The following is a 12,042-nucleotide window of genomic DNA, read 5'->3' as shown; positions in this document are numbered from 1 at the left end:
TGATATGAGTACGCAGGAGCAGTCGGCCGCCACGACGCCGAAGACTCAGTCGCCGGACGCGGTCGTCGTCGGGGCCGGAACGGCAGGGTGCTACGCCGCAGCGACCATCGCACGGGCGGGATACGAGGTCGTCATCCTCGAGCGAAAGGACGAGCAGGAAGCGGGCCACATCGCCTGCGGCGACGCCCTGAAGGGTGCCGACGCCTTCCCAGAAGCGATCCCGAAGTCGAAACTCGAGCCGGCCTTTACCAACACGGACGTCGACCACGGCCGCTTCGAGATTCCCCAGGAGGACACCGTCCTCGAGATTCCGGTTCCCGGCGAACTCGCCGTCATCGACCGCTGGGAGTACGGCCGACGGATCATCGACGGGGCCGAGGACGTCGGCGTCGACTTCCGATACGATACCGTCGTGAAAAACGTCGTCCAGAACGACGACGGCCGCGTCACGGGCGTCGAGGCGATCCGCAAGGGTGACCCGATCACGTACGAAGCCGACATCGTCATCGACGCCGCCGGCTCGCTGTCGGTGCTGCAGGACAACGTCGACTTCTCGGAGTCGACGTTCGACACCAACGTCGATTACAGCCACTTCTGTTCGGCCTACCGGGAAATCGTCGAAGTCGAGGAGCCGGTCGAGTGGGACGACGCGCTCGTCTTCAAGCCGACCGAGCGCGCGGCGGGCTACCTCTGGTACTTCCCGCGGACCGAGACCGAGATCAACGCCGGCCTGGGCTTCCAGATGACCGAGGAGCCGATGCAACTGGTCGACGACCTCAAGCGCGACCTCGAGACCCGCCCCGAGTTCGACGGCGCGGAAGTCGAGGACAAACTCGGCGCGGCGCTGCCGACCCGGCGACCGTACGACTCCGCCGTCCATCCGGGGTACATGGCCATCGGCGACGCCGCCGGCCACGTCAACCCCACCACCGGCGGCGGCATCGCCGGGGCCGCCTACGGCGGCAAGTACGCCGCCGAGCGGGCCATCGAGGCCCTCGAGACGGACGACTACGGCGAGGACGTCCTCTGGGAGTACAACCAGAAGGTCATGGACCACTTCGGCGCGCGCTACGCCGCCCTTGACGTCTACAACATCCTCTCGACGGCCGTCGACGTCGACGACCTGATGGGGCTACTTGCCGCGATGCCCGGCGACAAACTCGCCGAGGCGCTGTACTCGGGCAGTACCGATATCGGGCTCAAACTCAAACTCGAGTCGCTGGTCAAGAGCCGCGGCCACTGGGGCACCATCTGGAACCTCTACAAGACCAAGCGCCGGGCCGATGAACTCCTCGCCCACTACGAGAACTATCCGACCAGCCCCGAGGGACTGGCGGGCTGGCAGGACCGCCGCGACGAGCTGATGGAGACGGTCTACGAGACGACCGGGGCCGACCCCAAGTACTAGAGCCAAGCTTTTTGCTCTGCGTGCGGTCGCGAAGCGACCGCACTCGGCAAAACGTTACTGAAAAGCACTCCTCCGCTCCCGCCAGCTTCGCGTCGCGTGGTCTCTGGGTCAGTCGTCGGCCCGCTCGCTCCCTGCGGTCGCTCGCGGTCGGTTTCGGTGACCTGCCTCCCCTTCCCCGGGTCGCGGGGTCCTCGCTGATGCTCGAAGCCCTCCCGGCCACTCCCGCTCGAGAATCGTTCAAAAGCGCTGGTCAGACGTGTTGGCGACTGATCTCCTCTATTGTGCCCGTCAGCACGTCGATACCGTGACCAATACTCGCTTCGTCGACGTCGAACGTCGCGGTGTGGTGGCCGGTCGGGTGGTCGGTTCCGACGCCGACGTAGCAGGCCGCCCCGCCGTTTTCCTGGACCGCCTTCATCAGGAACGTCGCGTCCTCGCTGCCGCCGAGTTCGTCGCGCTCGAGCACTCGCTCGACCCCTGTCGTCTGGCCCGCCACGTCGGCGACGATCGAGGCGAGTTCCCCGTCGCTGGTCGCGCTGGGGGCCTCCGCACCGGTTTCGAACGAGACCGTACAGTCGTGCATCTCGGCGGCGCTCCGGAGGACTCGTCGGGACCGTCGTTTCATATACTCCATCAACTCGGTCGTCTCGCCGCGCACTTCGGCGACGACCCGCGCGTCGTCCGGAATGACGTTGGCGGCGCTGCCACCCTCGACGACGCCCACGTTGACCCGTGTCGCGCCGTCGTTGTGCCGGGGAATGCCGTAGAGGTTCTGAACGGCCGTCGCCATCGCCTGTACGGCGTTGCGACCCTGTTCGGGGTGTCCGCCCGCGTGGGCCGGTTCGCCGGTGAACGCCGCGTGGATGTGTGAGACAGCCAGAAAGCCGTCGATACCGGCGACGATCTCGCCGGTCGGATGATCGAGCCCGATGTGGACCGCGAGCAAGGCATCGACGTCTTGGATGTGGTCGCTTTCGGCCATCGACTTGCCGCCGCCGACGACCTCCTCGGCGGGCTGGAAGAAGACTTTGAACGTACCCGTGAAGTCGCTCTCGGCGATGCGCTCGAGCACGCCGACCCCGATCGTCGCGTGGGCGTCGTGGCCGCAGGCGTGCATCGCACCCTCGTGCTCGGACCGAAAGCCGCCGGCGACGGGCGCGTGGTCCGGCGCGTCGGACTCCCGCTGCGGGAGGCCGTCGATGTCGACCCGCAGCCCGACGGTCGGTCCCGCTCCGCGCTCGAGAACGGCGACGGCACCCGTGTAGCCGCCCGCGAGCCGCTCGAGGATCGCCTCGTCGGCGCCCGCCTCCCGCGCTCGGTCGTACCAGCGGGTCAGGTCGGCGTCGTCGGGGACCGCCATCCGGTGGTCGCCCGCGATGGCCTCGGGGCCGACGTGGAGTTCGGCGAGGTCGTCGCCGAGTCGGGACTCGAGTTCGGCGACGATCCGTGCAGTGGTATAGAATTCGCGCCAGGCGGGTTCGGGTCTTCGGTGAAGGGCTCGACGCAACGAGACGAGGTCGTCAGCGGTCATATGCTGCCCTCGTCGGGAACGGTACAAAGCCCTGTCGACGGCCTGGCACGTACTGATAAACCCAGTCAGTTCCCGCGGCCCGCGCCGTGGATCTGCTCGACCTCGGCCTCGATGTGGACCGAGTCGGGAAAGCTCTGCGAGGCGATATTGCGCGCGAGGCTGTCGTGGCCGTGAATCTCGAGTTCGCGGGTGAAGACGGTGTACTCCCACGACGAGAAGTGGCGGTCGTCGTCGGCGTGGAGCCGACAGCGCTGGGGCACCGAGAACGTCTCGGGCGGGTGGGAGTGCGGACCTTTCAGCGCGGCCCCCTTCCGTTCGGCGTTGGCTTTGATGTCGTCGACGATACCATCGAGGGCGGCCCGATCGCCGCTCTGGAGGGTGAGACGGGTGACGAAGGTCATGGTTGGTACTGTCGCATACGTCTACGGTGGGCGCGTAAAAACTTGCTGAGATGGCTCCTGCTGTGCCACCGGTCCACGACCGCGGTCGACTGATTACCAGTCACTTGACACTCGAACGCGGAATCTGTGTTCGTTGGACGAACAGTCCGATATTCTCTTAACGTCGCACCTATTAGCTCACTTAATGGCAGTCGAAGCTACGAGCGCAGGCGCGATCCTCTTCCGCGATACGCGGGGCCGGCGCGAGTATCTTCTACTCAAGAGCCGCCCAGGCGATTGGGAGTTTCCCAAGGGCGGTGTCGAAGGAGATGAAGAACTACAGCAGACGGCGATCCGCGAAGTAACGGAAGAGGCAGGTATCGAACAGTTCCGACTACTCGACGGCTTTCGCAAGGACTACGACTACGTCTTCGAGGCGAACGGCAAGACGATCCACAAGACCGTTCATCTCTTCATTGCGAAGTCGTTCGAGGCCAGCGCGGAACTCTCGAACGAACACCGAGATCTCCAGTGGCGTGATTACGAACAGGCGATCAACACCGTCACGCAGGACGGTCCCCGGGAGATCCTCGAGGACGCCCACGAATTCCTCGACGAGCGCGAGGAGGAGGACGACGACGAAGCGTAGTCGAGCACGACGACGAAGCGTCGGTTCCGACAGGACGGTCCCGTGCCGTGGACGCGACTGAGGTAGCGGCCACGTTCCACATCCGGCGATCGGCCGGCAGCGCCGCTGCCGTCGCTTTCACGTCGATCGGTGCCGGCCGATCGAGTAGCGTTTTTGGGCTCGCGTTCCAACGCCCCGCCGTGAACCCACACGCTGCCGAGTTCGGGTTCGAACTCCGAACCTGTCGGTGGGCCGAACGCGAGTGGCCGCCGGGAGCGGACCCCGCCGGCGATAGCCACGCGATCGTCGTCGCCCGCCAACTCGGGACGAAGCGCCGCCGCTGGGATACCATCGTCCTCGAGTGCGACCCCGCAGCCATACGCCAACGGGCGACGTTCGGTCGCAAGCGACTCGACGGCGACCTCCGCCACGTGGTCCGAAACGCCCCGGCGGAGTGGACCTACTATCGCGACGCGCTTCCCCATCCCGGCTACCCGTGGCGGTACGTCCGCGAGGCGATCCACCGCGCCGCCGATCGCGGCATCCTCGAGACCCGCAAGCACGGCACTCGAATCGAGATCAGGCGCAAGTGGGTCTATCCGGACTGGCTCGAGCGGATCGTCGCGATCGAGAACAAGCCGGACCTAGACGCCAGCGCCGCCCGCACGCTCGCCTCACAACTCGAGTACGACGTTGCCGTCGGGCTGGCCGACGAGGTCTGGGTCGCGACCGAGACGACGGGCGAGCGCGTCGAACCCGCCCTCTTCGAGGACCTGCCGATCGAGGCGGGCATCCTCGCGCTCGCGCCCGACGACCTGACCGCCGAGGTCGCGTGGCACCCCCGCTCGCTCGCGGTCGACGAGCCGGGGACTCGCATCCTCGAGCGGCCGGCCGGCGGCGAGCGTGACGACTCCGCCGCCCGCTTCGAGTACGCCGAGCCCGACTGGAAGGCCGACAAACGGCTCGGGATCGCCGAGCGCGCCTACGAACGCGGCTGGCGCTCGTTCGCCGACACGATGCGTCCCGACTGTCGCCACTTCCAGTTGCGCGCTCGAGACGCGACACAGGCGTTGCCGTACTGTACCGCCATGAGCCGGTGCCAGACGGCAGCCGAATGTGCCGGCTCCTGTGACGAGTTCGAACCCGAGCCGCCGGTCTGGCGTACCCGCGGCTGGCCGATCGAAGGCGGCCCCGGCAAACGGTTCCAGCGACTCCTCGCGGACCGCCGGCGGCGACGGCGGCCGGGACTATAGCGCCGCTCTCGAGCGCGGCGTCAGTCCGAAACGGCGACCTCGAGATCCTCGCGCTCGACTGCCAGCCGGAACGTGGGGACGGTGCGGTACTCGACCTCGACGACGCCCTTCCGACGCAGACTCTGGAGTCCCGACCGGACGGCTTCGGCCTCGGGGTCGATATCGTACTCCGCCCGGAGCTTGTGGAGCACCGAGACGACGCTCTCGGTTCGGTCCGTCGGCCCCGCCACCACCGCGACGATCCGCGCCTGTAACTCGGGCACGCGGATCTTGGAGGGGACGCCGTCGCCCTCGGGATCGCTCTCGATGCCCGGCTCGACGTCGACCAGCTCGGCGGCTTCGGCGGTCGCACGGATCAGGCTGTTGTCGTCCCGGAAGTAGTAGTCGCCGAGTTCGCTCTCGAGGTACTGGTGGACCTCGCTGCCGCTTTCCATCCCCCACCGCTCCTGGAGTTCGGAATTCTTCGTCGGCTGTAGCTCCACCACGTCCGCCAACCGGTCCTGGGCCTCCTCCGAGAGCGTCATCGTGGAACCGTATGGGGATCCGGTACTTTTGCGTTGCGTCCCGCCGCGGGCTCGGACCCCCGCCGCCTGACTCGTTCGAGCGAACGCACCCGTAACGGGCCAGTCCGCCGTCGACGAACGGTTCCGACTGCTCAATCGCGCCGGATTCCCTTGCCGGCGAGATCGCCGGCCAGCGCGAGCGACGGGGCGAACACCATCGCAGCGGCCACCCCCTGGAACAGCCGGGCGACGAACAGCAACCGCGAGGAGCGGAGAAAGCCCTGCACGAGCGTCGTCGGTATCAACAACGCCATCCCGGCCGATGAACGGGCGGCGGCCGTACCGATCACAGGCGCGCCCGATCGGCGTCTGGAGCGCGACCTGTGCGATGATAAACGCCGCGAACTGCAGGCCAAACCAGGTCGCCCCTTGCTCGAGGCAGGCGTTGACCTGGGGTTGGATGGTCGCGAACATCGCGATCGCGGTCGCCATGAACAGCGACGCGGGGTCGGAAACGAGGATCGTCACCAGAACGTAGCTGACCGTCGCGGTGATGGTCGCGACGGAGAAGGCTGCTTCGAACCCGTCGACCGCCAGCCCGCCGGGGAGCGCGTACGGACCGTGGCTCACGACTGCGCCGGCCATCGCCGGACCGGCACTGAACCCAACTATAGTAGCCACTGCAAGTCAATGCACACCTGATCGCACGACAGCTGTGCGATCAGTGTGTAAATAGTTGCAGTTGTTACTATAGCGAAAGGATCACTCCGATGAGCATCGACTCGTCGAACCCGAACGTCGTCCCGTCGGCGACGAAGGGCGCGACGAGTCGCTCCACGACGCTCGGCATTGGCAACGGCTGCGTGATCCCGTCCGATTATAGTTTCGAACAGAACTGTCGGGCGGCGCGATAGTCCGCGGGAGCGTCGCGGAGCTACAAGCCGCTGGCCCGCGTCCGTTCGCGCATGCCCGATGTCAACCTCAGCCGAATCGAATCCGTCCTCGCTGACCTCGAGTATCCCGTCACCAACGACCACGCCGCGTCCGAACTCGCGGACGTCACCCTGTTGCTCGCTGACGGCCAGCGAAACCTGGGCGACCTCGTCGCGAAAAGCGACAGCGACCGCTTCGTGTCGATGGACGACCTCCAGTCGGAACTCAACAACGTCCTGCCGCGGGAGGCCGTCGGCGAGCCCTACCAGACCGAGGGCGAGGGGTAGCGCTCGAGCGAACGCGACGGGCCGAGGGCGCGGACCCAAACGGGTGCCTTAAGTCGCTCGCCCTCCGTAGCCCGGACAACGATGGAATTCTGCGACGAATGCGGTTCGATGATGAAAGCCGAGGACGGTCTCTGGGAGTGTAGCAGTTGCGGCTACACGGAGCCGAAAGGCGACGCCGACCAGTACATCGTCACCGACGATCAGGAGGCCAGCGAGATCATCGAGTCGTCCGGCGAGACGTCGTTGCCCGAAACCGACGCCATCTGTCCCGAATGCGGCAACGACCGCGCCCACTGGTACATGCAACAGATCCGGTCGGCCGACGAGTCCGAGACGCGCTTTTTCATCTGTACCGAGTGCGAACACAAGTGGCGCGAGGACGACAACTAACGAAATTTTGCTCTGCGGTCTATCGCGAGCGAAGCGCCGAGCGCTTCGCTCGCGATGTCCCTCGGCAAAATTTCGATTAAAAGCACTCCTCCCTCCGTTCCGTTCACTTCACATCGATCGTCGGCCCGCTCGCTCCCTTTGGTCGCTCGCGGTCAGTATCGGATGACGGCCTGCCTTCCCTCGTTGAGCGGAAACGTCGTTTCCGCGATGTTCGGAAGAGCTTGCTCTTCCGTCGAGTCGCGGACTCCTCGCGTTGCTCGGAGCCCGCTCTCGGCCACTGTTCTCGAGACGAATACGTGGAGTAAAGAGAACCGCCCTATTCGTTGCGGGCGATCGTCAGATAGCCGGTGTGACCGACGGGCGCGGTCGTCGGCCGCGAGCCCCGGTCGTCGAACTGCATCTCGCGTTGGATCGTCTCGCGGGTCGTGACGTTTTCGAGGCCGACATCGCGGGCCGTCCGTGCGACTTCGCGGGTCGATTCGATGAAGGGGCTGTAGACCGCGACGAACCCGCCGTCGACCAGCAGGTCGGGCGCGTGTTCGACCATCGCGGGCGCGTCGGCCGTATCGAGTGTGAGCACGTCGAACGACGACGGCTCGAGGCTGTCGATCTCGTCGGTCACGTCGCCGGTTCGGACGTCGACGGCGTCGGCCACGCCGCCCAGCGCCATGTTCTCCCGGGCCACGGCGGCGAACTCGGCGTCCTGTTCGTAGGTCACGACCTCGGCCCCGGCCCGGGCCAGCAGGGCCGCGAGGACGCCGGTTCCGGTGCCGGCATCGAGGACCCGGTCGCCGCCGGCAATGCCGGTCTCGCCGATGACGAGCCCGATATCGCGGGGCACCATCGGCGCGCCCGTCCGCTCGAAGTGATGGAAGAGATCCGGGCCGCGCAGCCGGCGCACCTGGAACTCGTCGCCCAGATGCGTCTCGATGGTGTCGCCCGACGCCACGTCTTCGGGGACCTCGAGCACGCCGAGGTCGGTTCCCTGTTCGCCGCCGGGTTCGACGAGATACTCGCGGTCCCCGCGAACGAGCAGCACCGGGACGCGGTCGCTCTCGCCCTCGGCGTCCACGCTGTCGTCTTCGATATCGTCGCCGCTCACGCGAGTCACTCGAGGGACTCGATCGCCGTGGCGAGGTCGCCGTCGTTGTCCTCGAGGGCCGCGCGGGCCTCGTCCTCGCTGACGCCGGCGCGGGTCGCGACGAGGTCGACGTCGTCGTCGGGGATCGACGAGCCGGCGTCGGAGTCGTCCGCACCGCCGGCGCTGCCGCCGGCCGAGCCGGCCTCGACCTCCGCGGGCGAGCCGATGACCTGGTAGGTCTCCTGGCCGCGGGCGTCCATCTTCGTGACTTCGGCGTCGTCGAAGACGAGGTCGTACTCGTCGGTCCGGATAATGACTTCCTCGGCGTCGATGTCCTCGACGTCGATGCCCATCTGTTCCATCATCTGTTCCATCTTGCGCGGGTTGAGTCCGCCGCCGCCTCCTCCGAACATACTCGACACGTGGCCACGGGTGACCTTTTAGTTTGTCGTTCGCCCGAGGGTGGGCGGACGGACACCTGTCCATCATCGTCGGCGTAACCCGGAATTGTCCTGCTGTCGTGCCGACACTGGTGACGGCGGACCGTCTCATACGGGCTACTGGGAGTCATTGCCGGTGGGACCGCGGCCGCCCTGCGGCCCCACCAGAAAACCGGGACGGGGAACCGTCTCAGGCGTCGTCCGGCCGCGAGTAGTTCGGATCGAACAGCTGTGCCGACGTGGGTTCGGGATCGCCCTCGGTGAGGTTGTACTCGGCGAAGTTCTCGACGCCGGCCTCGCGGAGGAAGTCCTCGTCGTAGACGCGGTTCCCGGTGAACTCGGCGGGGTCGCGGGCCAGGATCTCGAGAACCGTGTCCGAGACGATGTCGGGCGTCCGCCAGTCGTCTTCGGTCCCCATCTCGAAGTACCGGGTCGCGCGCGTGTCGATCGCGGTCACCGGCCAGAAGGTGTTACAGCCGATCTCGTCGTCGGCCAGTTCCTGGGCCATCGACAGCGTCACGAACGACATCCCCATCTTCGACCAGGAGTAGGCGGCCGACCCCGGGGCGCGGTCGAGTTCGACCGGCGGCGCGTTCGTCAGGATCCAGGCGTCTTCCTCGACGCCCTTGAGATGGTCGATGAACGCCCGCGAGACGAGGTAGGTTCCGCGTACGTTGACCTCGTTCAGGAGATCGTAGCGACCCGCCGGCAGGTCCTCGACCGCTCCCATCTGGATGGCCGAGGCGTTGTTGATGACGATGTTGATCTCGCCCATCTCGTCGATCGCTTCCTCGACGGCCGCCTCGATGGCGTCCTCGTCGCGCACGTCCAACTGGATCGCGTGCGTCTCGACGCCCTTCTCGGCGCACTCCTCGGCGGTCTTGTGGATCGTCCCCTCGAGGTCCGAGTCCGAGTCGTCGACGGTCTTCCCCGTCGACACGATGTCACAGCCGTGTTCGGCGAGCGCGAGTGCGAGTTGCTTCCCGATTCCGCGCGTGGTACCCGTTATAAACGCGGCCTGCCCGCTCAGATCTGGTTTCTGCGGCATTCGTGATCGATACACACTCGCCCATCCCTAATAGTCCATTCAAACTCCCGGACCACCGATCGACGTTTTCAATCCCCGCCAGTGCGTGGGCGAGCGTGATGGCCGACGAACTCGATGTCTTGCTCGAGGCCCTCGAACTGAAAGACGAGCGCCGGACCGGGTGGGTCCTCCGCGGGATCGACTCCCCGGAGTCGGTCGCGGCCCACACGTGGGGCGTGGCGACGCTGTGTCTGTGCTACGCCGACCGGGCCGACGACGTCGACCGGGACCGCGCGGTGTCGATGGCGCTGGTCCACGACCTCGGTGAAGCGCGAACGGGCGACGTTGCGACGCGCGCCGAAGACGGCAAACAGCGGGTCGACGGCGAGGAGAAAGTCGCCCGCGAGCGGGACGCGATCACGGATCTGCTCGAGCCGTTCGACGGCGACGGCGAGTTCCGCTCGCTCTGGCAGGCGTACGAGGCCCGCGAGACCCCGACGGCGCGGTTCGTCAAGGACATGGACCTGATCGACAACTGTCTGCAGGCGCTCAAATACGAGCGCGAGGAACGGTACGACGAAACCGGGCACAACGAGGCGTTCGACGAGTACGAGAACCTCGACGAGTTCTTCGCGACGGCCGCGCCCCGACTTCGAACGCCGGTCGGCGAACGGCTGTTCGAGGCGATCAAGGCGCGGTACGAGCGTGAGATCGGCCGGGAGTGTCAGCTGTAGCAGGTTGGAGATCGTCCGTTTACGTCTCGGCGGGTGCACCTTCGCGCACGTTGACCGCCATCCCCGTCTCGAAGTCCCGGATCGCGCCGGCGTCGAGCCGTGCCGTCCCGACCGCGAGCAACTCGCCGCGCTCGTGGACGACCAGTACCTCGTCGCCCGGCCGGATCTCGTCGCCGACCGCGAGGACGAACTTCGTGAACACGTTCTTCTCGTCGCGGACGAAGGGCTCGCTCTCGTCGTCGACGACGACGCGGTAGGCGGGTTCGGCGAGCGCGTCGTCGAGTCGGCGACCGCCCTCGAGGCCCAGCGTGAACCGGCCGTCGGTGCCGAAGGAGACGATCCGGCCGTCGGCGGCGTGGATCTGCTGTGGTCGGCCCGACGACGTCCGTTTGATCGTCAGCGATTCGGCGGGCGGGAACAGCGCCGTGCCCGCACCTGCCCCGAACTGGTAGTCCGCGATCGTTCGGAGCTGGGGCAGTCCCGCGCTCCCGTCTGTTGACTCGCTCATTGAGCGGGCTTCGAGGCGGCGGGTCGAAAGCCCTTCGACCTGACCGCGCGGACCGCTCTCGGCGTCCCCGCGGTGGGGTCTCGTCGGTGCCCGCGGACGACGGTACCGCCGGCTATCCCGCCAAATAACGGTCCCCCACCTGGGAGAGAATGGTGACGCTTATACGAACCGATACGGTAGGTCCGCTATCGCATGGACGTCACGCAAATCGGGCTCGGGGTCACCCTACTCGTCATCGGTTCCCTGACGCTCGCCGGCCCCGCGACGCTCGTCACGGGGCCGTTCGTCTATCTCTTGACGGGCGCGACCCTGCTCGTCACGGCGTACGCACTGGTGATCGGCCTCTGGCAGCGCCGGCCACCGTATTCGAGTACCCGGTGACTCGGCGTCCACTGCCCGATACGCGGGTCGGTAGCCGCAGTGCCCTCAGAGCAGGAACGTCTCGTGGCGATCGCCGAGATCGAGGAACGAATCGGAGGCCTCGATGAGTTCCTCGGCCGTCGAGGACTCGAAGGCCATGACTTCCACGCGGACGCCCTCGTGGCGCAGGTGCGAGCACAGCCGCGAGAAGTCGCCGTCGCCCGTACAGAGAACGATCGTGTCCACGTGATTCGCGAGCGTGACCGCGTCCAGGCTCATTCCGACGTCCCAGTCGGCCTTCTTGGAACCGTCCGCGAAGGTCTTGATGGCCTTGATCTTCGGCTCGAAACCGATATCCATCAGGGCCTCGAAGAAGCTCTCTTCCTCCGGCGAGTCGGCGCGGATGACGTAGGCGATCGCGCGCGTGAGTTGCCGGTCCTGAACGGCCTTCTCGAGCAGCGCGGAGTAGTCGATATTCCGGCTGTGGAGGCTCTGTGCAGTATGATAGAGGTTCTGCGCATCGACGAGGACGGCGACGCGCTGACCGGGATGAATTTCAGTCATATACTAGCATGTCGC

At 66.6% G+C, this 12,042-nt stretch carries 15 protein-coding genes and 1 pseudogene; 7 read left to right on the top strand and 9 right to left on the bottom strand.

The features are described from left to right. Positions 1 to 4: 4 nt before the first annotated feature. The gene (locus ALTAJ2_RS17770) at positions 5 to 1,408 is read left to right on the top strand and encodes a geranylgeranyl reductase family protein (RefSeq protein ID WP_007107982.1); all 1,404 of its coding nucleotides are present in this window, start codon (positions 5 to 7) and stop codon (positions 1,406 to 1,408) included. A gap of 250 nt (positions 1,409 to 1,658) precedes the next feature. Here the strand turns inward: ALTAJ2_RS17770 and ALTAJ2_RS17765 are convergent, their stop codons facing one another. Both ALTAJ2_RS17765 and ALTAJ2_RS17760 read right to left on the bottom strand, forming a co-directional pair. After that, on the bottom strand, positions 1,659 to 2,939 hold the full coding sequence (locus tag ALTAJ2_RS17765; RefSeq protein ID WP_007107981.1) for an amidohydrolase: 1,281 nt from the start codon (positions 2,937 to 2,939) through the stop codon (positions 1,659 to 1,661). 65 nt (positions 2,940 to 3,004) lie between these two features. Next, positions 3,005 to 3,340 (bottom strand): uS10/mL48 family ribosomal protein, encoded by a 336-nt coding sequence (locus tag ALTAJ2_RS17760; RefSeq protein WP_007107980.1) that lies wholly within the window; start codon positions 3,338 to 3,340, stop codon positions 3,005 to 3,007. 184 nt (positions 3,341 to 3,524) lie between these two features. Between ALTAJ2_RS17760 and ALTAJ2_RS17755 the strand changes: the two genes are divergently transcribed. Together ALTAJ2_RS17755 and ALTAJ2_RS17750 are read left to right on the top strand one after the other, a co-directional pair. Continuing rightward, a complete protein-coding gene (locus ALTAJ2_RS17755) occupies positions 3,525 to 3,968 on the top strand; it encodes a bis(5'-nucleosyl)-tetraphosphatase (protein ID WP_007107979.1) in 444 nt (147 codons plus the stop codon). A gap of 179 nt (positions 3,969 to 4,147) precedes the next feature. Continuing rightward, entirely contained in the window at positions 4,148 to 5,200 is a 1,053-nt protein-coding gene (locus tag ALTAJ2_RS17750) for a DUF5787 family protein (protein WP_049899751.1), read from the top strand. 20 nt (positions 5,201 to 5,220) lie between these two features. On the opposite strand, the gene ALTAJ2_RS17745 is transcribed toward ALTAJ2_RS17750, so the two are convergent. Continuing rightward, the gene (locus tag ALTAJ2_RS17745) at positions 5,221 to 5,724 is read right to left on the bottom strand and encodes a DUF5797 family protein (protein WP_007107977.1); all 504 of its coding nucleotides are present in this window, start codon (positions 5,722 to 5,724) and stop codon (positions 5,221 to 5,223) included. Between the two features lie 146 nt (positions 5,725 to 5,870). Next, positions 5,871 to 6,375 (bottom strand): annotated as a pseudogene (locus ALTAJ2_RS18900) (MFS transporter); the annotation flags it as partial. A gap of 293 nt (positions 6,376 to 6,668) precedes the next feature. Between ALTAJ2_RS18900 and ALTAJ2_RS17740 the strand changes: the two are divergent. Further along, positions 6,669 to 6,923: a DUF5789 family protein gene (locus tag ALTAJ2_RS17740; RefSeq protein WP_007107975.1), complete on the top strand. Its 255-nt coding sequence runs from the start codon at positions 6,669 to 6,671 to the stop codon at positions 6,921 to 6,923. Between the two features lie 81 nt (positions 6,924 to 7,004). After that, positions 7,005 to 7,313, top strand: coding sequence for a transcription factor S (locus tag ALTAJ2_RS17735; RefSeq protein ID WP_007107974.1), 309 nt, complete (start codon positions 7,005 to 7,007; stop codon positions 7,311 to 7,313). Between the two features lie 316 nt (positions 7,314 to 7,629). Here the strand turns inward: ALTAJ2_RS17735 and ALTAJ2_RS17730 are convergent, their stop codons facing one another. The 3 genes from ALTAJ2_RS17730 to ALTAJ2_RS17720 form a co-directional block, all read right to left on the bottom strand. Beyond that, the gene (locus tag ALTAJ2_RS17730) at positions 7,630 to 8,424 is read right to left on the bottom strand and encodes a methyltransferase domain-containing protein (RefSeq protein WP_049899736.1); all 795 of its coding nucleotides are present in this window, start codon (positions 8,422 to 8,424) and stop codon (positions 7,630 to 7,632) included. After that, complete coding sequence (locus ALTAJ2_RS17725; RefSeq protein ID WP_007107972.1) at positions 8,421 to 8,807, bottom strand: nascent polypeptide-associated complex protein; 387 nt, start codon at positions 8,805 to 8,807, stop codon at positions 8,421 to 8,423. The genes ALTAJ2_RS17730 and ALTAJ2_RS17725 overlap by 4 nt, the downstream gene beginning before the upstream one ends. A gap of 217 nt (positions 8,808 to 9,024) precedes the next feature. Further along, on the bottom strand, positions 9,025 to 9,882 hold the full coding sequence (locus ALTAJ2_RS17720; RefSeq protein WP_007107971.1) for an SDR family oxidoreductase: 858 nt from the start codon (positions 9,880 to 9,882) through the stop codon (positions 9,025 to 9,027). Between the two features lie 98 nt (positions 9,883 to 9,980). Here ALTAJ2_RS17720 and ALTAJ2_RS17715 point away from each other — a divergent pair, with 98 nt between their 5' ends. Continuing rightward, a complete protein-coding gene (locus ALTAJ2_RS17715; RefSeq protein WP_049899732.1) occupies positions 9,981 to 10,595 on the top strand; it encodes an HD domain-containing protein in 615 nt (204 codons plus the stop codon). A 19-nt stretch (positions 10,596 to 10,614) separates the two neighbouring features. Here the strand turns inward: ALTAJ2_RS17715 and ALTAJ2_RS17710 are convergent, their stop codons facing one another. Further along, positions 10,615 to 11,103 carry a PUA domain-containing protein gene (locus ALTAJ2_RS17710; protein WP_007107969.1) on the bottom strand — a complete coding sequence of 163 codons (489 nt, stop codon included), beginning with the start codon at positions 11,101 to 11,103 and terminating at the stop codon, positions 10,615 to 10,617. 192 nt (positions 11,104 to 11,295) lie between these two features. Here ALTAJ2_RS17710 and ALTAJ2_RS17705 point away from each other — a divergent pair, with 192 nt between their 5' ends. Next, positions 11,296 to 11,484: a hypothetical protein gene (locus ALTAJ2_RS17705; protein WP_007107968.1), complete on the top strand. Its 189-nt coding sequence runs from the start codon at positions 11,296 to 11,298 to the stop codon at positions 11,482 to 11,484. A gap of 45 nt (positions 11,485 to 11,529) precedes the next feature. Here the strand turns inward: ALTAJ2_RS17705 and ALTAJ2_RS17700 are convergent, their stop codons facing one another. Then, the gene (locus tag ALTAJ2_RS17700; protein WP_007107967.1) at positions 11,530 to 12,027 is read right to left on the bottom strand and encodes a LabA-like NYN domain-containing protein; all 498 of its coding nucleotides are present in this window, start codon (positions 12,025 to 12,027) and stop codon (positions 11,530 to 11,532) included. Positions 12,028 to 12,042: the final 15 nt, after the last annotated feature.

This window comes from Natrinema altunense (genome assembly GCF_000731985.1).
In the GTDB taxonomy this organism is placed as follows: Archaea; Halobacteriota; Halobacteria; order Halobacteriales; family Natrialbaceae; genus Natrinema; species Natrinema altunense.
Note: the sequence above shows the minus strand (reverse complement) of the source record. Positions and strands in the feature narration are given on the sequence as shown.